The 20,739-nt window shown below is 70.5% G+C and carries 26 protein-coding genes; 15 read left to right on the top strand and 11 right to left on the bottom strand.

Annotation, left to right across the window (positions count from 1 at the left end; all coding sequences use genetic code 11):
• Window positions 1-4: 4 nt before the first annotated feature.
• Both KJK29_RS15425 and KJK29_RS15420 read right to left on the bottom strand, forming a co-directional pair.
• On the bottom strand, window positions 5-754 hold the full coding sequence (locus tag KJK29_RS15425) for a tyrosine-protein phosphatase (RefSeq protein WP_321170414.1): 750 nt from the start codon (window positions 752-754) through the stop codon (window positions 5-7).
• A gap of 73 nt (window positions 755-827) precedes the next feature.
• Window positions 828-1,607 carry an SDR family NAD(P)-dependent oxidoreductase gene (locus KJK29_RS15420; protein ID WP_215119739.1) on the bottom strand — a complete coding sequence of 260 codons (780 nt, stop codon included), beginning with the start codon at window positions 1,605-1,607 and terminating at the stop codon, window positions 828-830.
• 182 nt (window positions 1,608-1,789) lie between these two features.
• Between KJK29_RS15420 and KJK29_RS15415 the strand changes: the two genes are divergently transcribed.
• On the top strand, window positions 1,790-2,227 hold the full coding sequence (locus KJK29_RS15415) for an ester cyclase (RefSeq protein ID WP_215119738.1): 438 nt from the start codon (window positions 1,790-1,792) through the stop codon (window positions 2,225-2,227).
• A gap of 20 nt (window positions 2,228-2,247) precedes the next feature.
• Here KJK29_RS15415 and KJK29_RS15410 read toward each other — a convergent pair whose 3' ends face one another.
• Together KJK29_RS15410 and KJK29_RS15405 are read right to left on the bottom strand one after the other, a co-directional pair.
• Window positions 2,248-2,583, bottom strand: coding sequence for a YnfA family protein (locus KJK29_RS15410; RefSeq protein ID WP_215119737.1), 336 nt, complete (start codon window positions 2,581-2,583; stop codon window positions 2,248-2,250).
• Between the two features lie 113 nt (window positions 2,584-2,696).
• A complete protein-coding gene (locus tag KJK29_RS15405; RefSeq protein ID WP_215119736.1) occupies window positions 2,697-3,521 on the bottom strand; it encodes a helix-turn-helix domain-containing protein in 825 nt (274 codons plus the stop codon).
• A 62-nt stretch (window positions 3,522-3,583) separates the two neighbouring features.
• On the opposite strand from KJK29_RS15405, the gene KJK29_RS15400 reads away from it, so the two are divergent.
• The 4 genes from KJK29_RS15400 to KJK29_RS15385 all read left to right on the top strand — a co-directional run bounded on the left by KJK29_RS15400 (window position 3,584) and on the right by KJK29_RS15385 (window position 7,641).
• The gene (locus KJK29_RS15400) at window positions 3,584-4,252 is read left to right on the top strand and encodes a TIGR03086 family metal-binding protein (protein ID WP_251057811.1); all 669 of its coding nucleotides are present in this window, start codon (window positions 3,584-3,586) and stop codon (window positions 4,250-4,252) included.
• Between the two features lie 22 nt (window positions 4,253-4,274).
• Entirely contained in the window at window positions 4,275-5,351 is a 1,077-nt protein-coding gene (locus KJK29_RS15395) for an LLM class flavin-dependent oxidoreductase (RefSeq protein ID WP_215119735.1), read from the top strand.
• Window positions 5,352-5,424: 73 nt separating this feature from the next.
• Entirely contained in the window at window positions 5,425-6,204 is a 780-nt protein-coding gene (locus tag KJK29_RS15390; protein ID WP_215119734.1) for a response regulator transcription factor, read from the top strand.
• Complete coding sequence (locus tag KJK29_RS15385; RefSeq protein WP_215119733.1) at window positions 6,205-7,641, top strand: sensor histidine kinase; 1,437 nt, start codon at window positions 6,205-6,207, stop codon at window positions 7,639-7,641. It abuts the gene before it with no gap.
• 7 nt (window positions 7,642-7,648) lie between these two features.
• On the opposite strand, the gene KJK29_RS15380 is transcribed toward KJK29_RS15385, so the two are convergent.
• Both KJK29_RS15380 and KJK29_RS15375 read right to left on the bottom strand, forming a co-directional pair.
• Entirely contained in the window at window positions 7,649-8,233 is a 585-nt protein-coding gene (locus KJK29_RS15380; protein ID WP_215119732.1) for an antibiotic biosynthesis monooxygenase, read from the bottom strand.
• A gap of 157 nt (window positions 8,234-8,390) precedes the next feature.
• The gene (locus KJK29_RS15375; RefSeq protein WP_215119731.1) at window positions 8,391-8,969 is read right to left on the bottom strand and encodes a GNAT family N-acetyltransferase; all 579 of its coding nucleotides are present in this window, start codon (window positions 8,967-8,969) and stop codon (window positions 8,391-8,393) included.
• A 44-nt stretch (window positions 8,970-9,013) separates the two neighbouring features.
• Here KJK29_RS15375 and KJK29_RS15370 point away from each other — a divergent pair, with 44 nt between their 5' ends.
• The 3 genes from KJK29_RS15370 (at window position 9,014) to KJK29_RS15360 (ending at window position 10,201) form a co-directional block, all read left to right on the top strand.
• Window positions 9,014-9,391: a VOC family protein gene (locus tag KJK29_RS15370; protein WP_215119730.1), complete on the top strand. Its 378-nt coding sequence runs from the start codon at window positions 9,014-9,016 to the stop codon at window positions 9,389-9,391.
• Between the two features lie 100 nt (window positions 9,392-9,491).
• Window positions 9,492-9,662, top strand: coding sequence for a hydrophobic protein (locus tag KJK29_RS15365; protein WP_215119729.1), 171 nt, complete (start codon window positions 9,492-9,494; stop codon window positions 9,660-9,662).
• A 47-nt stretch (window positions 9,663-9,709) separates the two neighbouring features.
• Complete coding sequence (locus KJK29_RS15360) at window positions 9,710-10,201, top strand: hemerythrin domain-containing protein (RefSeq protein WP_215119728.1); 492 nt, start codon at window positions 9,710-9,712, stop codon at window positions 10,199-10,201.
• 132 nt (window positions 10,202-10,333) lie between these two features.
• Here the strand turns inward: KJK29_RS15360 and KJK29_RS15355 are convergent, their stop codons facing one another.
• Complete coding sequence (locus tag KJK29_RS15355) at window positions 10,334-11,302, bottom strand: LysR family transcriptional regulator (protein ID WP_215119727.1); 969 nt, start codon at window positions 11,300-11,302, stop codon at window positions 10,334-10,336.
• Between the two features lie 172 nt (window positions 11,303-11,474).
• Here KJK29_RS15355 and KJK29_RS15350 point away from each other — a divergent pair, with 172 nt between their 5' ends.
• Both KJK29_RS15350 and KJK29_RS15345 read left to right on the top strand, forming a co-directional pair.
• Complete coding sequence (locus tag KJK29_RS15350; RefSeq protein WP_215119726.1) at window positions 11,475-12,596, top strand: PrpF domain-containing protein; 1,122 nt, start codon at window positions 11,475-11,477, stop codon at window positions 12,594-12,596.
• Window positions 12,597-12,700: 104 nt separating this feature from the next.
• Window positions 12,701-13,954 carry an SLC13 family permease gene (locus KJK29_RS15345; RefSeq protein WP_251057810.1) on the top strand — a complete coding sequence of 418 codons (1,254 nt, stop codon included), beginning with the start codon at window positions 12,701-12,703 and terminating at the stop codon, window positions 13,952-13,954.
• A gap of 18 nt (window positions 13,955-13,972) precedes the next feature.
• Here the strand turns inward: KJK29_RS15345 and KJK29_RS15340 are convergent, their stop codons facing one another.
• Together KJK29_RS15340 and KJK29_RS15335 are read right to left on the bottom strand one after the other, a co-directional pair.
• Window positions 13,973-14,593, bottom strand: coding sequence for a dihydrofolate reductase family protein (locus KJK29_RS15340; RefSeq protein ID WP_215119725.1), 621 nt, complete (start codon window positions 14,591-14,593; stop codon window positions 13,973-13,975).
• Between the two features lie 52 nt (window positions 14,594-14,645).
• Window positions 14,646-15,035: a VOC family protein gene (locus tag KJK29_RS15335; protein ID WP_215119724.1), complete on the bottom strand. Its 390-nt coding sequence runs from the start codon at window positions 15,033-15,035 to the stop codon at window positions 14,646-14,648.
• Between the two features lie 110 nt (window positions 15,036-15,145).
• On the opposite strand from KJK29_RS15335, the gene KJK29_RS15330 reads away from it, so the two are divergent.
• A complete protein-coding gene (locus KJK29_RS15330; protein ID WP_215119723.1) occupies window positions 15,146-15,799 on the top strand; it encodes a TetR/AcrR family transcriptional regulator in 654 nt (217 codons plus the stop codon).
• 26 nt (window positions 15,800-15,825) lie between these two features.
• Here the strand turns inward: KJK29_RS15330 and KJK29_RS15325 are convergent, their stop codons facing one another.
• Both KJK29_RS15325 and KJK29_RS15320 read right to left on the bottom strand, forming a co-directional pair.
• Window positions 15,826-16,356: a GNAT family N-acetyltransferase gene (locus KJK29_RS15325; protein WP_215119722.1), complete on the bottom strand. Its 531-nt coding sequence runs from the start codon at window positions 16,354-16,356 to the stop codon at window positions 15,826-15,828.
• A complete protein-coding gene (locus KJK29_RS15320; protein WP_215119721.1) occupies window positions 16,341-17,594 on the bottom strand; it encodes a helix-turn-helix domain-containing protein in 1,254 nt (417 codons plus the stop codon). Before KJK29_RS15320 ends, KJK29_RS15325 begins: the two co-directional genes overlap by 16 nt.
• A 186-nt stretch (window positions 17,595-17,780) precedes the next feature.
• Here KJK29_RS15320 and KJK29_RS15315 point away from each other — a divergent pair, with 186 nt between their 5' ends.
• From KJK29_RS15315 to tgmC, 4 genes are all read left to right on the top strand, one after another.
• Window positions 17,781-18,197, top strand: coding sequence for an ATP-binding protein (locus KJK29_RS15315; RefSeq protein ID WP_215119720.1), 417 nt, complete (start codon window positions 17,781-17,783; stop codon window positions 18,195-18,197).
• A gap of 62 nt (window positions 18,198-18,259) precedes the next feature.
• On the top strand, window positions 18,260-18,562 hold the full coding sequence (gene tgmA, locus KJK29_RS15310; RefSeq protein WP_215119719.1) for a putative ATP-grasp-modified RiPP: 303 nt from the start codon (window positions 18,260-18,262) through the stop codon (window positions 18,560-18,562).
• Between the two features lie 5 nt (window positions 18,563-18,567).
• Window positions 18,568-19,524, top strand: a complete 957-nt coding sequence (tgmB, locus tag KJK29_RS15305) for an ATP-grasp ribosomal peptide maturase (protein WP_215119718.1) — start codon at window positions 18,568-18,570, stop codon at window positions 19,522-19,524.
• A complete protein-coding gene (gene tgmC / locus KJK29_RS15300; protein ID WP_215119717.1) occupies window positions 19,521-20,708 on the top strand; it encodes an ATP-grasp peptide maturase system methyltransferase in 1,188 nt (395 codons plus the stop codon). Before tgmB ends, tgmC begins: the two co-directional genes overlap by 4 nt.
• Window positions 20,709-20,739: the final 31 nt, after the last annotated feature.

Raw genomic sequence — 20,739 nt, 5'->3', positions numbered from 1 at the left:
CGGCTCACTCCAGCAGGCCCTCCCGGAGAGTCGCCGAGAGGGCCGACGCGTCCAGGTCCAGGGCGTTGGTCACATAGCCGGCTGTCGAGCCGTAGTGGGTCGTCAGGTCTGTCAGGAACAGGTGCATGACCTCGGCGGGGGCGCGGCCGTAGGACGGCCAGGTGGGGGAGCGGCCGTCGTTGTGGGATGTCCAGTCGGCGAGGAGGGCGGGGGCCGCCAGGTCCGTGAGGGCGAAGTCCTCGACGATGGCCGGGCGTGGGACTTCGAGGAGTTCCAGGACCAGGGCCGCGATCAGGCCCGTGCGGTCCTTGCCCGAGGCGCAGTGGAAGGCGAGAGGCTCGTCGGCCCGTGCCGCCTGTGTGATCAGTTCCAGGGCCCGGCGGATTTCCTTGGTGCCGTCCTGCGCCACTTCCATGTAGCGCTCGGCCAGGTAGGGGCCGGGGGCGATGTCGGGGGTGAGGGCCGCCTGGTCGTAGGGGCGGTGCTCGATGCTGAGGTTGTGGTACGTGAAGCTCGGGTCGTCCGGGACGCGGCCCCGGGAGTCGATCTCCCAGGGGTAGCGGAGGTCGATGACCGTGCGGATGCCTAGGGAGAGGAAGCGGGTCCAGTCGTCCGTGCCCCGGGTGAGCTTGCCCAGGGAGTCGGCGCGGTAGACCCGGGCCCGGCGGATGCGGTGGCCGTCCGCGGTGGTGTAGCCGCCTAAGTCGCGGAAGTTGTGCAGGTCGTCGAAGCGTATGTGTCTGTCGATGTCCACGAAGGGTGACCTTAAGGGCCACCCCGGCTCGGGGCCTGTGCTTTTCAGGGCCGTGGGAGTGTCCCCGCCGGTGTCACAGCTCCCGGTGGACCTTCGTGTTCGAGGCCTGGGCGCGGGGGCGCAGGACCAGGAGGTCCACGTTGACGTGGCTGGGGCGGGTGATGGCCCAGGTGATGGTGTCGGCGACATCGTCGGCGGTGAGGGGCTCGGCCACGCCCTCGTAGACCTTCTCGGCCTTGGCCGAGTCGCCGGAGAAGCGGGTCAGGGCGAACTCGTCCGTCTTGACCATGCCGGGGGCGATCTCGATGACGCGGACCGGGCGGCCGACGATCTCCAGGCGCAGGGTCTCGGCGAGGACGTGGGCGCCGTGCTTGGCGGCGACATAGCCCGCGCCGCCCTCGTAGGTGCCGTGGCCCGCGGTGGAGGAGACGACCACGACCGTGCCGTCGCCGCTCGCGTCCAGCTTGGGCAGCAGGGCCTGGGTGAGGTGGAGCGTGCCGATGACGTTCGTCTCGTACATCTGACGCCAGTCCGCCGGGTCGCCGGTCGCGACCGGGTCGGCGCCGAGCGCGCCGCCCGCGTTGTTGACCAGGACGCCGATGGTCTTGAAGGCCGTGGCGAACTCGTCGACCGCCGCGCGGTCCGTGACGTCCAGGGCGTAGGCCGTGGCCTGGTGGCCCGCCGCGTTGATCTCCTCCGCCAGTGCCTCGATGCGGTCCTTGCGGCGCGCGGTGAGGACGACGCGGTAGCCGGCCGCGGCGAGCTGCCGGGCGGTGGCGGCGCCGATTCCGCTGCTCGCACCCGTGACGACGGCGATGCGGGAGGCTGCGGGCGGTACGGCGGCGGTGGCCATGGGAGCTCCTCGGGCGTGAGTGGCGTGAGTGGCGTGGGTGCGGTGGGCGGGGTCGGCTGTGGCCTCAAGGCTTCCGGCTTCCGGCTTCCGGCTTCCGGCTTCCGGCCAGGATAGGCGGGGCCCCTGGTGGGAGAATGAGGGCGGGTGGTCCCTTGGTTTTCCGGCTGTACCGGAGGTGGATCATGGGCGAGGCACGTGAGGTCATGGACCGGCTCACGGACGCGATCACCACGCACGCCGATCTGAAGGCCATCGGCGAGCTGTACGCCGAGGACGCGGTCGCCTTCACACCCGACGAGGGCGAGCTGCACGGGCGTGACGACATCGTCGAGTACTGGCGGACGATGACGGAGGCCGTTCCCGACGGGGCGTTCCACGCGCTGCACTCCTACGAGGTGGGCGACACGGCCATCGACGAGGGGGTCTTCAGCGGGCGCAACACCGGGCCGCTGGAGCTGCCCAACGGTGAGACGCTGCCGCCGACGCAGAAGGAGATCAGGATCCGAGGGGTGGACATCGCCACCGTGCGGGACGGGCGGATCGTCGACTACCGGCTGTACTTCGACGAGATGGACTTCCTCGGGCAGTTGGGGTTGCTGCCGCCCGACGAGCCGTTCTGAGATCCCGCGCCCGGGGCCGGTCAGTCCCCTCGCGGGGCGTACATGATGACCGCCATGCCCGCGAGGCAGATCAGCGCGCCCGCGATGTCCCAGCGGTCCGGGCGGTAGCCGTCCGCGACCACGCCCCAGAGGATCGAACCGGCGACGAAGATCCCGCCGTACGCGGCGAGCACGCGGCCGAAGTGGGCGTCGGGCTGGAACGTCGCGACGAAGCCGTACGCGCCGAGCGCGAGGACGCCGCCGGCCGCCCACAGCCAGCCCCGGTTCTCGCGCACGCCCTGCCAGACCAGCCATGCGCCGCCGATCTCGAACAGGGCGGCGACGACGAAGAGGGCGGCGGAGCGGAGCACGAACATGGTCGTCAGCTTCGCATGCCCTCGCCCGGGCGCTCCGCGTCAGGGCGGGACGGCTCCCGGGCCGGCGCACGCTCCCTCCGTCCGCTTCCGCGCCGGTACGTCGGCTGCAGCACCTATCGCCCGGCCCGGGCCTCCGCCGCGTACGCCGTGGGAGGGACTCCCACCGTGGCCGTGAAGTCCCGCACGAGGTGGGCCTGGTCGGCGTAGCCGAGGTCGGCGGCGAGGGTGGCCCAGTCGATGTCGTCGTGGCCGGCGGCCTGTTCCAGGGCCTCGTGGATGCGGTAGCGCAGGAGGACCCACTTGGGGCTGACGCCGACGTGGGTGGAGAAGAGCCGTTGCAGGGCCCGTACCGACAGGCCCTGGGCGTGGGCGAAGTCGCCGACGCGGCGTACGGCGCGGTCCGCGCGGATGCGTGCGACGAGGTCGGTCGCGAGGTCCGCCTGCGGGTCCGGGGTGCGGGGCAGGGCGAGCAGGAAGGCGTCGAGGGCGGCGACCCGGGCGGCGTCGTCGGAGGGGGTGACGACCTCGCGGGCGGTGTCGGCGGTGACCTGCGGGAACACCTCCTGGGCGGGCAGGGCGACGCCCGTCCAGCGGGAGACCGGCTCCTCGGGGGCGTACGGCCGGAAGCCGCCGGGGCGGAACTTCGCCCCGCAGACCCGGCCCCGACCGGTCAGCTTCCTGGTGTAGAGGCCGAGCGCGACGCCGGTGACCTCGCCGTAGGGCGGGCCCTCGTCCTCGTCCCACTGGAAGGTGAGGTTGACGGAGGGGTGCGGGACGACGTGGGAGGCGTACGGCTCGGGCAGGTCCCAGTCGATGAGCCAGTACCACTCGACGTAGCGGCGCAGCGGCTCGGCGGGCTCGTGGCGGCGGAAGCGCACGCGGTTCAGCAGCCCGGACGGGTCGACGATCCCGCGGGTGTCGTGGCGGGGTGCCTCCATGGCCGGATCGTACGTCGCGTTTCTTCAAGATGGGCGGTCGTGGCCGTACCTACGGTCAGAACATGGACACGAGCATGGACATGAACCCTGTGAGGACGTACCGCGTCGGTGAGCTGCTGGGCATGGCCCGGGAGCGGGCGGTGCCGGTGGTGCGGGGCATTCCCGACGCGGCGCTCGCCGCGCCCACGCCCTGTGCCGAGTACGACGTGCGCGCGCTGGTCGATCACCTCTTCCAGGTGATCGTGCAGTTCCAGCGGCTGGCCGCGAAGGAGGCGTCGGACTTCGGTGAGGCGCCCGAACCCGTCGCCGGGAGTCCCGAGTGGCGTGAGCGGTTCGCCCGGGAGGCGGACCGGCTGGTGGCGGCCTGGTCGGCGCCGGGGGCCGAGGACGGCACGACGGGCGCGATGAACATGCCGGCGCGGCTGGTCGGCTCGATGGCGCTGCTCGATCTGACGGTGCATGTGTGGGACCTGGCGCGGGCGACGGGCCAGGAGTACCCGGGTGCCGACGAGGCGGTCGTGGCGGAGCTGTCCGGCGCGGTGGACGAGCTGGCACCCACGGCCAGGAAGATGGGGGTGTTCGGGGAGCCGGTGCCGGTGGCGGAGGGGGCCTCGGCCTTCGAGCGGCTGCTCGGGCGGACCGGCCGGGACCCCTCCTGGAATACCCCCGCGCCCGCTTCCCGGAATGCCACCGAGCCCGCCGTCGTTCCCCCGGGTACTGTTGAAGGGTAAACAACCTGGAGGGTGAGCGACCATGCAGTTCGGGATCTTCAGTGTCGGCGACGTCACGCCCGACCCCACCACGGGCCGGACCCCGACCGAGCGCGAGCGGATCAAGGCCATGGTCGCCATCGCCCTCAAGGCGGAGGAGGCCGGGCTCGACGTCTTCGCGACCGGCGAGCACCACAACCCGCCCTTCGTGCCGTCCTCCCCGACCACGATGCTCGGCTACATCGCCGCCCGCACCGAGCGGCTGGTCCTCTCCACGGCCACCACCCTCATCACCACCAGCGACCCGGTGAAGATCGCCGAGGACTTCGCGATGCTCCAGCACCTGGCCGACGGCAGGGTGGATCTGATGCTGGGCCGCGGGAACACCGCGCCGGTCTACCCCTGGTTCGGGCAGGACATCCGGCAGGGCATCCCGCTCGCCGTCGAGAACTACGCCCTGCTGCACCGCCTGTGGCGCGAGGAGGGCGTCGACTGGGAGGGGAAGTTCCGTACGCCGCTGGAGGGCTTCACGGCGACGCCCCGGCCGCTGGACGGTGTACCGCCGTTCGTCTGGCACGGGTCGATCCGCTCGCCGGAGATCGCCGAGCAGGCCGCGTTCTACGGCGACGGCTTCTTCCACAACAACATCTTCTGGCCGGCCGACCACACCAAGCGCATGGTCGAGCTGTACCGGGCCCGGTACGCGCACTACGGGCACGGCACGCCCGAGCAGGCGATCGTCGGGCTCGGCGGGCATGTGTTCATGCGGCGGAACTCGCAGGACGCGGTGCGCGAGTTCCGGCCGTACTTCGACGTCGCCCCGGTGTACGGGCACGGGCCGTCGCTGGAGGACTTCACGGCGCAGACGCCGCTGACCGTCGGCACCCCGCAGCAGGTCATCGAGAAGACGCTGGCCTTCCGCGAGTACGCCGGTGACTACCAGCGCCAGCTCTTCCTGGTCGACCACGCCGGGCTGCCGCTGAAGACCGTGCTGGAGCAGATCGATCTGCTGGGCGAGGAGGTCGTACCGGTGCTGCGCAAGGAGTTCGCCGTGGGCCGCCCGGCGGATGTGCCGGACGCGCCGACGCACGCGGCCCGGCTGGCTCGGGCGCGGGGGTGAGAGGGGAGTAAGAAGGACGCCCCGGCGCGGCGCATCCGGTCCTGGGGAGCCGGTCGCCAGGCACACTGGACGCGTGCCCCACACCGTGCTGCTCGCCGAAGACGACCGCGCCATCCGCAACGCCCTGGAGCGCGCCCTGACCCTGGAGGGTTACCAGGTCATGGCGGTCGCCGACGGTGTCGAGGCACTGGCGCAGGCCCACCGCAACCGCCCGGACGTGCTCGTCCTGGACGTGATGATGCCCGGCATCGACGGGCTCCAGGTGTGCCGGGTGCTGCGCGCCGAGGGCGACCGGACGCCGGTGCTGATACTGACGGCCCTCGTGGAGACCGCCGACCGGATCGCCGGGCTGGACGCGGGCGCCGACGACTACGTGGTGAAGCCCTTCGACGTGGAGGAGGTCTTCGCCCGGCTGCGCGCGCTGCTGCGCCGCACCAGCCCGGTGGGCGTGGGTGACCCCATCGGCGGCGCACCGGCCGGGGGCGCACAGGTCGGCAGCGCACCTGCCGGCAGCCCGCCCGTGCCCGAGGCGCCCAGGCAGCAGCTCCCCGAGCGGTTCATCGAGGCCGCCGGCATCCGCATGGACCCGCAGGCGCGCCGGGCCTGGCGGGGCGCGCGCGAGCTGGAGCTGACCCGCACCGAGTTCGAGCTGCTGGAGCTGCTGGTACGCAACGCGGGGATCGTCCTCGACCACTCGACGATCTACGACCGTATCTGGGGCTACGACTTCGGCCCCGGCTCGAAGAATCTCGCCGTCTACGTCGGCTATCTGCGCCGCAAGCTCGACGATCCGGACGGGCCGCAGCTGATCCACACGGTGCGGGGCGTGGGTTACGTGCTGCGGGAGGACTGAGTGGGCCGCCTCCGCCGACTCCTGAGTGGGCGGCGGCCGAAGCTGGCCTCGCTGCGTACGACGCTGGCGGTGTCGTTCGCGGCGGTGACCGCGGCCGTGACGGTCCTGGTCGGCATCCTGTCGTACAGCGCCGCGGCCCGGCTGGTGCGGGTGGACCAGCAGACGGTGTTCGACGAGGTCGTGCAGGACCTGCGGGACGAGGTCCGGGAGAACCGGATGACGCCGGAGGACTTCTCCTCCGCCGCACCGGGCCATGACCTGGTGCGGCCCGCCCGTACCGATGTGCAGGTGCTCGGCCCGGACGGAAGTGTCGTCGACCGGGGCAGTCCGGGACTGCCGGTGACCGGGGCCGATGTGCGGATCGCCGCCGCGTCGCTGTCCGGGCGGGTCGCCGAGCACAAGGACGTCGACGTGGGCGACGACGTCTACCGCGTCGCGACGGTCTCCCTCGGCGGCGGGCGGGGCGCGGTGCAGGTCGCGCAGGAGTTCAGCGACGTCGAGGACCTGCTGCGGGCGCTTCAGCGGCGGACGCTGCTGCTGATGGCGGCCGTCGTGATCGCCGCCGGGCTGCTCGGCTGGTGGCTCGCCCGGCGCATCACACGGCGCCTGGTCGTTCTGACCGACGCCGCCGAGGACGTGGCCCGGACCCGCCGGCTGGGCATCCAGGTGCCGGTCGCCGGCCATGACGAGGTGGGCCGGCTGGGCCGGGCCTTCGACCGCATGCTGGGGCGGCTCGCGCAGTCCGAGGAAGACCAGCGCCGACTGGTCCAGGACGCGGGCCATGAGCTGCGCACACCGCTCACCTCACTCCGTACGAACATCTCGATGCTCCGCCGGATCGACGAGCTGCCCCCGGAGACCAGGGAGGAACTGGTCGCCGACCTCGGCCAGGAGGCCCGTGAGCTGACCGACCTGGTCAACGAGCTGGTCGACCTCGCGGCCGGGCAGTCCGACACCGAGCCGCAGCGGCGGGTGGACGTCGCCGACCTCGCGGAGGAGGTGGCGGGCCTGGCCCGGCGCCGCAGCGGCCGGGAGATCACGCTTCGCGCGAGCGGCGACACCACGACCGACGGGCGGCCCGGGATGCTGAACCGGGCGCTGTCCAACCTCGTCGAGAACGCCGTGAAGTTCGACCAGCGCGGCACGGCCCCGATCGAGATCGTCGTCGCCGGTCCCGCCCGGCCCGGCACGATCCGCGTCGAGGTCCTCGACCGGGGCCCCGGCATCACCGACCACGACCTCGCCCGCGTCTTCGACCGCTTCTACCGCGCCGCCGACGCCCGTTCCCTGCCGGGCTCGGGCCTCGGCCTGTCCATCGTCCGCGAGGTGGCTCTCGCGCACGGGGGTGCGCCGTTCGCGGTGCGGCGGGAGGGGGGCGGGACGGCGATCGGGTTCACGGTGGGCGGGGGGATCGTGGGCGGCCAGGGCGAGGGGTGAGCAGGCCTCAGCGCAGCGTGCGACGCAGGTGGAACCGGCCCCCGCGCGTGAGCCGCACCCCGGGCGTCCCCGAGAACAGCTCGTGCGCCTTGTCATGACCCCCGGCCTCGGCGGCCTCCTGGTGGGCCTCGGCGCTGGTCCACTCCGTGTACAGCAGGACCCGGCTGCCGTCGACGCTGTGCAGGAAGTGAGCCGAGATCGCCCCGGGGTGGCCGCCTTCGCGTGGCTGGGCGGCGATCACCACGTCGGTGAAGGAGCGCTGCCGCTCGGGCCCGTCGACGTCGAAGGCGGCGGCGACGAGACAGCCCGGGACGCGTGTCTCGTGCTCCTCGGTGAGGCTGCGGTAGAGCCGGTAGCGGGGCGGACCGGCAGGCGGAACCGCGGTGTCGTCGGCCCACTGGGCGAGCGTCAGCACCGTCTCCCCGTCCGTGCCGAGGAACCAGCTCACATCGGCGAGCCCGGTGGGCGGGGACGCGAGTGAGTCGAACTCGGCGTCCACGAATGCTTGTTGCCGGTCCGGGCCGTCGGCGTACAGCGTGCCGATCACCAAGGTGCCGGGGACGGTCAGGTCCGGGAAGGAGGCGGAGGGCACGGGCGGAACTCCTTCATGGCAGCGAGCGGAACCGTGATCGTGCCCGAGTGCGGCCGGGAGCGGTCAACTGCTTTTCACCGGCGGCCTACACCTCCAGCCACACCGATCGGGGCTCGAAGGCCCCCAAGTGCGTGGAGGACTGAGCGGGTTCGCTCGGCTACACGGCGGGACGTGGTCCGATGCTGCCCTGCCATCGAATCTCGCCGTCGTGCCATTCATCGGTCGGCGCGAGCCCGGCGGCGGTGGCCACGGCGGCGGATGCCCGATGGTCGGGGTGGATGTGGGCGACGACCGTGTGCACGGACTGCTCACCGAGCCGGGTGACCAGCCCCCGGGCCGCTTCGGTGGCGATGCCACGCCCCTGCCACGGGGTCCCCACCACCCAGGCGATCTCGGCGACGAGGCCGCGGTCGGAGGGGCCGACAGCCGAGGGCCCGACAGTCGAGGGCCCGACAGTCGAGGGCCCGACCGTCGCCTGGACCGTGCCCGTCAGACAGGACGGCTCACGCAGCCGGATGACCCAGTTCAGCCAGGAGACGGCCGGGTCGGGAGAGCCGGCGGTCATACGCCGGTAGCGCGAGCGCAGTCCGGCCAGGGTGTCCGGCTCGCCGCCGATGTAGGCGTGCAGGGCCGGATCGGCCAGCACACCGGCCATCTCCTCGGCATGCTCGACCCGCAGCGGCAGCAGATCCAGCCGCGGGGTACTGATGGCCCGGGCCACGAGCTCTTCACGCATCAGATCCACCCTCCGCTACTGCCGCTACTGCCTAAGATCAGCCCGTGATCGCTGACCTGCAGTGTGTGGTGCTGGACTGTACCGAGCCGAGGGAACTCGCCGAGTTCTACCAGGCATTGCTCGGCGGAGCCGTGAATCAACAGGACCGGCGATGGGCCGTCGGCGACGACTGGGCGACCCTGCACACACCGTCGGGGCTCGTCCTCGCCTTCCAGCGGGTGGCCGACTACCTGCCGCCGCAGTGGCCGGGCTCGGCCCGGCCCCAGCAGTTCCATCTGGACTTCGGTGTCGCGGACCTGGACCGAGCCCAGGAACAGGTGCTGGCCCTGGGGGCGAGGCTGCTGGACGAGGGTTCCGACGGGCGGGGCTGGCGGGTCTGCGCCGATCCCGCCGGGCATCCGTTCTGCCTCGTCCGGCACTGAAACCCCATTGAAATGCCCCGGCTTTCCTTTCATAAACAAGGAGTTATTCGGGAATGGCGGTGAAGGCGCTGGGCACACGGAGGTCAGGAGGTTGATAACTATGGTTCCCCTGCTTCTCGTTCTGCTTCTCGCGGTGATCCTTTTCGGCGCCGGATTCGCCGTCAAGATTCTTTGGTGGGTGGCTGTCGCCGTCCTGGTTCTCTGGCTGCTCGGCTTCGTCATGCGCTCCACCAACGCCGGTGGCGGCCGCGGCCGTTGGTACCGATGGTGAGCTGACCCCGCGTACGCATTCCTTCGTAAGAAAGTGATGCCCGTTCCATGGCAGAGACACGAGACGTCGTCGAACTCATTCTCCAGGATCACAGAAGAATGGAGGATCTTTTCCACCGTATGCGCAGCGTGGAAGCCGACCGGGCAGCCGCCCTGCGGGAGTTCGCCGATCTGCTGGTCGCCCACGCGCTGGCGGAGGAAACGAAGGTGTACCCCGCCCTCAAGCGCTACGAGAACATCGACGACGACGAGCTCGACCACGGCGAGGAGGAGCACGAGGAAGGCAACCAGGCCCTTCTCGACCTCCTGGAGGTCGACGAGGTCGGCTCCGCCGAGTGGGACGAGAAGCTGGAAGAGCTCGTGAAGGCCATCACCCACCACACCGACGAGGAAGAGCGCACCATCCTCAACGGAGCACGCGAGAACGTCGCCATGGATCGTCGGGAAGAGCTGGGCGGCGCGTTCCTGGAAGAACGGGCGCGCCGCCTGAAGGAGAGCCCCGGCGCCGCGGACAACGTGCGCCGCCTCGTCAGCTCCTGAGCACAGCCCGCCGGGGCCACACACCCCCGGACATGATGAGAAAAGGCCTGTCCCGTGCGGCATCCGGGGCAGGCCTTTCCTGTCGGGCCAACGTCGTTCCCCGACGACTACGGTGACGTCCTGGCGGCCAGGTCAGGCGCGCCCGTGCCCGCCCCTTCGCACCGCGCCGAGCTGGGTGCGGTCCAGGTCGGCCCCGGTGAACTTCTGTGCCACGGCGCGCAGGACGTCGGCCATGGCCCGGGCGGGCGGTGTGGCTTCGCGTGACGCGGCGCGGGCGAGCAGGATGCGGCGGGTGGGGGCGGGTACGTCGGATCCGAACGGCAGCAGGCGGACGTCACTGCGGCGGCTGGTGAGGGCGAGCCGCGGCGCGAGGGAGATACCGAGGCCGGCGGCGACCATGGCCTGCGCTTCCTGGTAGTCGTGTGAGGCGTAGGCGATGCGGGGTTCGAACCCGGCCCGGTGGCAGCTGCGGCGCAGCACGTCGGCGACGGGGTGGTTGTCGGCGCGGGTGATCCACTCCTGGTCGGCGAGATCGCTGAGGCGCAGCGAGGGCAGGGTGCGCAGCGGGGAGTCGGCGGGGACGACCAGCACGGTGGGGTCGTCGAGCAGGTGCGTGAGGGCCAGGGCGTCGTCGTTGACGCGGTTCCACTCGTAGTCCCAGAGCAGCGCCTGCTCGACCTCTCCCGTGTGCAGCATCTCGCGCAACTGGTCGAGGACCCCGGCGCGTACGACGGTCCGCACACCGGGGTGGCGGCGGCTGAACCGGGTGAGGGCGAGCGGCAGCAGCGAGGCGCTGGCGGTGGGGAACGAGCCGAGCCTGAGCGTGCCCTGGTCCAGGTCGGCGAAGGCGTCCAAGTCGGCTTCCGCTGCTCGTAGTTCGCGTCGGATGGCCTGACCGCGCTCGGCCAGCGCGGCGCCCGCGGCGGTGGTGCGGATGCCGCGTGGCAACCGTTCGACGAGGGGCTGTCCGGCTTCCCGTTCCAGCTGGGACATCTGCTGGGAAGCGGCTGATGTGGTCATGCCCAGCGCCTCCGCGGCGGCGGTGAGCGAGCCGCGCTCGGCGGCCTCGGTGAGCAGCAGCAGGCGACGCACGTTGAGCATGCCTGCGAGTTTAGCCACGCTTAACCGAGGTGAAGAAAACTGCCATTGTGCCCAAGTCTTGCGGCTGCGAAGGTCTTCGCATTCGCCGGAGCGGTTCACCGGGACGCAACGCACCCGTAACCGTCCGCCCCGGCCTTCCCCTTCCGTCTGTGAACCAGGAAGAGCCTCAGCCGTGCACATTCCCGCGACCTTGGTCCGTGGTGGCACCAGCAAATGCTGGTTGTTCAGTCAGGTCCATGTCCCCACCGAACGCGGTGCGCTGGAGAAACTCCTGGTCGCCGCGTACGGCTCCACCGACCCCGTGGAACTGGACGGGGTGGGCGGAGCGACACCGACCACCTCCAAGGCGGCCGTCGTCGGCGTTTCCCCCACGCCCGGTGTGGACGTCGACTACCTGTTCGCGCAGGTCGGCATCGGCACCGGCACGATCGAGTGGACCAGCAACTGCGGAAACTGCGCCACCGGCATCGCCTTGTACGCCGTCGCCAAGGGTCTGGTGCCGATCAGCGGTGACCTGACGCGCGTGGTGATGCGCAACAGCAACACCGGCGCCGTCCTGGAAGGGGTGGTGGACACCACCGGCGGCGTGGTGCGTCACTTCGGCGACCAGACCGTGCCCGGCACCCGGGCGGGCGGCGTGGCGGTCGGGCTCACCTTCCTGAGCCCGGCCGGCGGCACCACCGGCTCCCTGCTGCCCACCGGACGGGCAACCGAGGAACTGCGGCTCGGCACCGGGGAGCCGCAGCAGGTGACCATGGTGGACGCGGGCGCCCCCGTGGTCCTCGTGGACGCCCCGGGCGCCGGCCGCTCCGGTGCCGAGTCCCTGGACCAGGTCCGTGCCGACGTGCCCTGGCTGCGCACGGTCCGCCACACCGCCGCGCCGCTGATGGGACTGCTCACCCCGGGCCAGGAGCCCGGTGACGCGGTGCCCAAGGTCGGCCTGATCGGCCCCCCGGTGCCGTACACCACCACGCTGGGCGAGCAGCTCACCGCCGAGGACTACGACGTCTCGGTCCGCATGCTCACCATGAACGCCCCCCACCCGGCGATCGGCCTCACCTCCGCGGTCGCCGTCGCGGCCGCGGGCCTGCTGAAGGACACCGTGGTGTCCCGGGCCGCGGGCGGGCCGACCGGTGAGTGGCTGCGCCTGGGCACCCCCGCCGGTGTCGTGGCCGTCCGCTGCTCGGACCTGCGCGACGGCGTCCCCGACCGCGTCACCGTGCAGCGGGCGGCCCGGCTGCTCGCCGACGCACGTATCTACGTACCGGAGTCAGGGGCGCGCGACGCCGCCTGAACCGGGATGAATCTCCCCGGACGGTCCCCCCAGCCGTCGCCCCGGGGCAGCCCCGCGCCCCCGGGGCGCGCTCTCCCGTCCCCTCCCCGCACCAAGGAACAAAGATGTCTCCTGAAGTGATCTCCATAGGCGCACTGCTGGTGATGTTCGTGGTCGGCACCGTGCTCCCGATCAATCTGGGCATTCTCGCCTTCGTCGCGACCTTCACCGTCGGAACCGCCTCGCTCGGCCTCACCGAGGACGAGATCTTCGAGGGCTTCCCGGTGAAGCTGTTCGTGACGATCGTGGGCGTCACCTACCTGTTCTCCGTCGCCCGCCGCAACGGCACCATCGATCTGCTCGTCGCGGCGGGAGTACGGCTGGTGCGCGGGAAGGTCGCGCTCATCCCCTGGGTGCTGTTCCTGGTCGCCGCGCTGCTGACGGCGTTCGGCACCTTCACCCCCGCCGCCGTGGCGATCCTTGTGCCGATCGCGATGAACTTCGCCTACCGCTACAAGCTGAACCCGCTCGTGGTCGGCATGATGGTGATCAGCGGCGGCCACGCCGGAGCGTTCTCCCCGCTCGCCGTCTCCGGTGCGCTGGTGCTCGGCATGGTCGACAAGACGGACCTGCACGTCTCGCCGGTCGCGCTGTTCACCGCCAGTTTCGTGATCAACCTGCTGCTGTCGCTCCTGACGTACGTCCTGCTGGCCAAACGCCCGGTCCCGCTGCTCGACCAGGACGAGACGGCGGACGAGGACGAGGACCCCGCCGCCTCCGGCAGGCCCGACTGGCGGCAGTGGCTGACCCTCGCCTGTCTGCTCGGCCTCGTCGTGGGCGCGCTCGGCTTCCAGCTGGAGATCGGCTTCCTGGCCCTGGTCGCGGGTGCCCTGCTGGCGCTGGTCGACATGAAGAGGCAGGAGAAGGCCGTCGACGGCATCAGCTGGGCCACGCTGCTGCTGGTCGCGGGCATGATGACGTACATCGCCATGCTGGAGAAGGCCGGGGTGATCGAGGAGATCTCCGAGCACGCCGCCGGCCTGGGCGCACCGCTCGTCGTCGCCCTGCTCCTGTGCTTCACCGTGGCCGTCACCTCGGCGTTCGCCTCCTCCACCGCGATCCTCACCGCGATCATCCCCATCGCCGTGCCGCTGCTGCTCTCCAGCCACCTCAGCGCCGCCGGGCTGATCGCCGCCCTCGCCGTGTCCACCACCATCGTCGACACCTCCCCCTTCTCCACCAACGGCGCCCTCGTCCTGGCCAACGCCCGCGGCGTCGACGCCCGCCGCTTCTACCGTCAGGTCATCGGCTACACCGGCGGCATCGTGGCCCTCGGCCCCGTCGTCGCCTGGGGTGCGCTGGTCCTGCCCTGGTCATAGGCAGGGGCTCGGCCGACCTCAGTTCCCGGCGGCCGGGGTGTCGGGGCCGGTGGCGCGTGCGTAGGTGACGAAGGCCGCGCCGCTGTCGAGCACGGTGTGGCCGGTGAGCTCCCAACCGCGCGGATCGAAGGCGGTCTGGTGGGAGAAGAGCGGGATCCCGGCGCCGATGGTCAGCGGTGCCATCTTGAGGATGAGCTCGTCGATCTCGCCGTACAGGGCACCGGCCAGCTCCCCGCCGCCGATCAGCCAGATGTCCTTGCCGTCCTCCTGCTTCAACTCCCGCACCTTCTCCACGGGGTCACCGGCGACCAGTTCGACGGCCGGGTCCGGGCTCTCGGTGAGGGTCCGGGAGAAGACCAGGTGACGCAGGTGGGGGTAGGCATCGGTGATACCGGCCTTCAGACCGATCTCGTAGGTGCGGCGCCCCTCCACGACGGTGTCGAAGTGCGTGCCCCGCGCGGTGACGGACAGCGCCGCCCGGGCGGGGGCGGGCAAGGTCTCCGGATACTCCGTCACCAGGTGCTTGATGTAGTCCTCGGGGATCGGCCAGAAGCCGTCCGGGCCGGAGGGATCGGCGCCGTCCGGGCCCGCGATGAAACCGTCCAGCGTGGTGGCGATGTAGTACACGAGCTTTCGCATGCGGTGCTCTCTCTTCTCGGTCTGCACGATCCGGTCGTACGGCGCCGGGGGATCAGGAGTGGTCCGGAGTGATCCACTCGACGAACTGGACGACGACCCCGTTGGGGTCGGTGACCTGGAACAGGCGTTCCCCCCACGGCTCTTCACGCAACGGCATCGTGATGTCGACGCCCTCGGAACGCAGCCGCTTCTCCTCGGCGTCGAGGCCGGTGAGGGTGAAGGCGAGGATCAGTCCACCGGCGTGCCGGTCGCGCTGGTCGGGCGGCAGGACGTCGATGCCCCGCCGGAGCAGGACGATGTCGACGGCGGCATCGTCCCGGGTCAGGGAGACGAATCCTTCGGCCGCGGCCTGTTCCCGGTAGCCGAGGTGCTCGGTGAAGAAGTCGCGGGAGGCCGCGATGTCTTCGACCGTGAGGGAGACGGTGGAGGCGGTGATCCTCAAGAGGGGCTCCTCATCCAGGCTGCTCGGAATAATCTTACGCCGGTAGTAACATTACTTCCGTGCGATCGACGCCGTAAACATATTTTTACTACCGAGGTAAGATTCTCCTCATGGAGACGACGCCGAACGCCGCAGCGAGTGCGCTGGGTCTGCGGGAGACGAAGAAGCAGGAGACGCGACAGCTGATCTCCGACCATGCGACACGGCTCTTCATCGAGCAGGGCTTCGAGCACACCACCATCGCCGAGATCGCGGCGGCAGCCCGCGTCGCGAAGAAGACGGTGACCAACTACTTCGCGCGCAAAGAGGACTTGGCCCTCGACCACCAGGAAGAGTTCAGCGCCACGCTGGCGCACGCCGTGACCTCCCGCCACCCGGGGGAGTCCGCCCTCGCGGCACTTCGCCGCGCTTTCGAAACCGCCGTCGCCGCGCAGGACCCCGTCGCCGGATTCGCCGGCCCGGACTTCTCCCGCATGATCACCGACAGCCCCACCCTGTCGGCCTGCCTCCGCACCCTGCACGACCAGCGCGAACAGGCACTGGCCGAGGCCCTCGCCGACGCCGCCGGCACCCAGCCGGACGACATCACCGCCCGCACGATCGCCGGCCTGCTCGGCGCCGTCCACCGCGTCCTGTTCCAACGCATCCAGAACCTGACCCTGGCCGGCCACACCAACGACGAGATCGCCACGACCATCGCGAAGGAGGCGGCCCGCGCCTTCGACCTCCTCGAACCGGCGATCGGCGATTACGCGATCGCCTGAAGGAACCGGTCACGGCCTCGAGGCGGTCAACCTCGAAGAGCCTTGACCATGACCGCGTACACCGGAGAGTCGGCGAACGGCTGCTGCTCGCCGACCTCGGCGTAGCCCCACGACTCGTAGAGCTCCCGCACCTTGGGGTGGGTCACGTCGACCAAGAGCACGGCGAGGTCTTCCGCGCGTTCCTTCAGCAGCGCTTCGTGGAGCCGCTCGGACATGCCCTGCTTGCGCCAACTCGGACGCACCATCACCTCGGACACCGCGTAGGTGGCGGTGCGGCCGCCGTCCGGCTCGTAGCCGGTGGACCGCCACCACTCCCGGCCGGGTGCGAGCGGAGCGCCATAGGCGAAACCGGCCGGTTCGTCCGCGTCGTACGCGACGACACAGGAGAAGCCGTCCATGCCGCTCCAGTGGTCGACGAACCAGGCGAAGCGCTGGTGGAAGGGGTCGTCCATCTGTTCGGCGTAGGCGTCGGCGTGTACGTCGATGAGCATCTGCCGGAAGGCCTCGGGGAGGGTTCCGTGCTGGAAGTGACGCAGGTCGGTCACGCTCGGCTCCATTCGGTGCGCATGCGGTCGGCCCAGTCTCGTGCGTAGGAGGCGGAGGGGGCCATGACGAACAGGCCCCGGTGGAAGTCGCCGATGAGGGTGCGCATACGGCCGGGCAGCTGGCCGCCACCCATGATCGTGAAGACGTCGGTGGCTGAGGCCGTGGCCTGTTCGGCTTCTCCCTGGTGGAGCTGTGCGAGGGCGAGTTGGGCGGTCGCGAGGGCCCTGTTGCGCCGGAAGGCGGACGGGATTCTGGTCAGAGCGCGGTGTGCCAAGGCTTCGGCATGAGGGTGGCGTCCGCTGTTGAACTGGACGATCGCGGCGAGGTGGTCGAGTTCGGCCTGCCCGTAGAAAGCCGTCCAGCGTGGGCGGTCGCGGTCGGCCACCCTGGTGAAGGTGTCCTGGGCCGATCCCAGAGAGCGCAGGCCCGCATGGCCGTCACCGAGGGCCGCGTATGCGAGAGCGACGCGGACTCGCCCCAGCGAGTCGAAGAACGGGTCACGTCGAGCAGCCGAGGAGGCTTGTGCGGCCTGGGCTGCCGCGAGTGCTTCGGGCCAGTTCTGGCGCTGGTAGGCCAGCATCGAGAGGTTGACCCACACTCGCATTTCGGTGGTGCCGTCCTGGGAGAGGCCGGCGTAGGTGGCGGACTCGTTGAGGTGGCGCTGCGCCTGGTCGAGGTTGCGGGCGTCGATGCAGGACCAGGCGGCGATGGTGGAGTACTCGGCGGCCAGAGCGTACAAGGCTCGGCGGACGCGCTCGCCCGCGTTGCGCTGCTGCAGCTCCAGGACGCTGTCGCGGCCCTGGACAGCGGCCTTCTCCAGGTCGGCGTGCCCGCCTTGGCGGTCGTCCGCATCGACGAGGGCGTTCATTCCGTCAGCGGCCCGGGCCACGTCTGACATGCCGACCGCACGACGCTGGGTCACCAGAGGAACCGCGGCGGCTGCGGTCCCGGTGGCCGAGGCGATGAAGGTGCGACGCCGCACAGGGTCCTCCTGCGGGTGATGCATGGAGCGTGGTGCGCTGAACCCTAAGTCCTCGACGGGGCAGTCGAACACCCGCTCCAGCGCCGCGCACGTACGTCCGATGGGGCGGCGGGAGGTTCCGTTCAGCAGGTTGCGGATGGTCCGGGCGCATACGTCGCCGGCCTTGCCGGTGATCTCTGCCAGCGCAGCGTTCATCCGACCAGCCAGTTCTTCCTGTGTGAGCCCGAGTTCGTCCATCCGGCTCTTCAGAACGGCGTTCGCTCCCATGTCACCGACCGTAGACCGAGGGTCACCGAGTGAGCCAGACCCGAGGTCACGGGAACGCAAAGTCTTCCGGTTCGAGGTGGCCGGTTGAAGCGCGACCTTTCCTGTTCCGCACGGGGCACTGGTCGTTGACTCGGTGTCAGCCCGTCGAGGCGCCCTGATTTCCCCCGGAGGGAAGTTCCTGTGTCCATGACCGCAGCCCGACCCACTGCGACCGGTGCACCCGGTTACACCGAAACGATGCCGTGCGAGCCGGAATCGGCCCGCCGGGCCCGCCTGTTGGTCATCGCCGCTCTGAACGCCTGGGACATAGGGGAGTTGGCCGACCCTGGGGTGCAGATCGTGGCCGAGTTCTTCAACAACGCTTTCCAGCACACCCGGTGCCGCAGCGTCCGTGTTCTGATCACACGTCCCTCTGACCGTGTGGTGCGTATCGGCGTTGCCGACACCTCCAGGAAAGACCTTGAGCTTGGCAGGCCAGGCGAGGACGCCGAGAACGGACGGGGCCTGCTCCTGATCGACGCCCTGAGCTGGAGATGGGGCTACGACCGGAAGCGCTGGGGCAAGGTCGTGTGGGCCGAGCTGGAAGTGCCGGCCAGATCCTGAGCCACGAGATTCGCGAAGTCAGTAGTCGAAACACCAGCACTCTCCGCAGAGAAAGGACGACCGTGTTCAACTACATGGACCGATTCCCCACCGGTAGCCCTCTTCCGCAGGGGCACCTGACGGCCCCTCCCTGGGGCCTGCGCCGTATCGCCCCGTACCCGGCGGTCGAGAGCCCCGACTACGCGAGCGTGGAGCTGGATCCGGCGACGCAGACCGCCCGTTACTTCGATGCTTCCGGAGCGCCGGCCCTGTCCCCGGGACACGGCACCTCCTCCGGCACGAACCCCGCCACGGGCACCACGGGCCAAGGCGACCGCAATAGCGACTCCCCGGACAGCGACACGGGGAACGACACCGACCAGTGACTCCGGTGACGAACGACGATCGTCCGGTCCTGGTCGTCACGAACCTTGACGACCCGACCGCCGACCTTGTGATCGACGAGCTGTACGAACGGGACGTCCCAGTCGTGCGGTTCGACTCCGGCGACTTCCCCGCCACCCTGTCGTGCTCGGCCGTCATCGGGGACAGCGACAGTTGGCGAGGAAGCGTGCGGACGCCCAGCAGGCGAGCCGACCTGGGGGCGGTGCGGTCCATGTACTACCGCCGCCCCTCGGGCTTCACCTTCCCCCACCTGGACAAGCAGGACGAGCGGTTCGCCGTGGCCCAGGCCCGCTACGGACTGGGCGGCATCCTGACCTCGCTGCCCGGCTGCCTGTACGTCAACCACCCCCACCGCATCGGAGACGCCGAGTACAAGCCGTCAGGGCTCGCCGCCGCAGCGGAGGCCGGCTTCATGCTGCCGCCCACGCTGATCACCAACGTCCCGGCCGACGCCCGAGCATTCATCAAGCGGCACGGGCCTGCCGTCTTCAAGCCGATCTCGGTCCCGCTCTACCTGGTCGAAGGCAAGGCCCAAACGGTCCCGGTCAGCGAGGTGGCCGCCGAAGACATCGACGAGTCCGTGTCCGGCACCATGCACCTCTTCCAGAAGCGCGTGGACAAGGTCGGGGACATCCGAGTCACGGTCATCGGCGAGCACACCTTCGCGGTGCGGATCGACTCCGGGCTCCTCGACTGGCGGACCGACTACGGCACCCACACCTACACCCCGGTCCGCGTGCCGCCCGCAGTGGAGCTGGCGATGCATGCCTACCTCAGCCACTTCGGGCTCGTCTTCGGGGCCTTCGACTTCGCTCTGACCGACTCCGGCGACTGGATCTTCATCGAGTGCAACCCTTCCGGACAGTGGGCATGGATGGAGCCGCCGACCGGTCTGCCGATGACCGCCGCACTCGCCGACCTCCTGGAAGGAGGGGCTTCGTGACCAGTGAGCCCGGTATCGAGACGGCCGCGGCCGGCCTCCGGCAGCAGCTCGCCGACCGGCTGGAGAAGGACGGCCGGCTGCGGTCACCGGAGTGGCGGGAGGCTGTCGAGATCGTGCCGCGCCACGCTTTCGTCCCCCGCTTCTACCGAGAGAGTGACGGCCTCGGCGTCACCACGTGGGAGCCGGTCACCCAGGAGATCGTCGGCCAGGAGGAGTGGCTCCGGCTCGTCTACAGCGACGAGACCTGGATTACGCAGTTCGACGGTCGGGACATCGACTGGAGTGATCCGAAGCCGATCAGCAACGCGGCTCCCACCTCTTCGTCGACGCTGCCGAGCCTCGTGGTGCGGATGCTCGAAGACTTGGACGTGCACGAGGGGCTGCGCGTGCTGGAGATCGGCACGGGCACCGGCTACTCCACGGCACTGATGTGCCACCGGCTGGGCAGTGAAGCCGTGACCTCGATCGAGACGGACGAAGGTGTGGCGCGGCGAGCCCGCCAGGCGCTCGCCCGGTCCGGCTGCCTTCCACACCTGTCAGTGGGGGACGGACGCGCAGGTCACCTCCGCGGAGCCCCGTACGACCGATTGATCGCCACCTGTGGCTTCCGCAGCATCCCTGCTGCGTGGCTGGAGCAGGTACGGCCCGGCGGCGTCATCCTCACCACCCTGCGCGGCTGGATGCGCTCACTCGGCCTGGTCAAGCTCATCGTCACCGGCGACAGCGCGAGCGGCTGGTTCAGCGAGGACGAACCGAGCTTCATGATCGCCCGCCAGCAGGACGCGCCGGAGAGTCTCGGAACGATCCCAGGGCCTGACGACGGAACGCAGCGGAGAGCCACGTACGGGCCTGAGGTTCTCATCAGCGCAGGTCCAGGCTTCATGGGGCAACTCGCGGCGCCGGACGCCCGCTTCTTCGCCATGCCGGTCGACGGTGGCCCGGTCAGCACGTTCGTCCTCGACAACCCGACCGGCTCCTTCGCCGTGCTCAGTCCCACCGACAACGGCTGGCAGGTCCGACAGGGCGGGCCGCGTCGACTCTGGGACGCGATCGAGTCGGCGGTGGCCACCTGGGAGGAGTACGGCTCACCGAGTACCGCCGCCTTCGGTGTGACGGTCTCCCGCGATGCTCAGGTGGTGTGGCTGGGGAACCCGGACGGTCCGCAGTGGCCCCTGCCCAGGTGAGGCGACGGCCTTCCGGCCTGCCCCCGCCCGC

The organism is Streptomyces koelreuteriae (assembly GCF_018604545.1).
In the GTDB taxonomy this organism is placed as follows: Bacteria; Actinomycetota; Actinomycetes; order Streptomycetales; family Streptomycetaceae; genus Streptomyces; species Streptomyces koelreuteriae.
The sequence above is the reverse complement of the archived record's forward strand: the minus strand, read 5'-3'. Positions and strand labels throughout refer to the sequence as shown.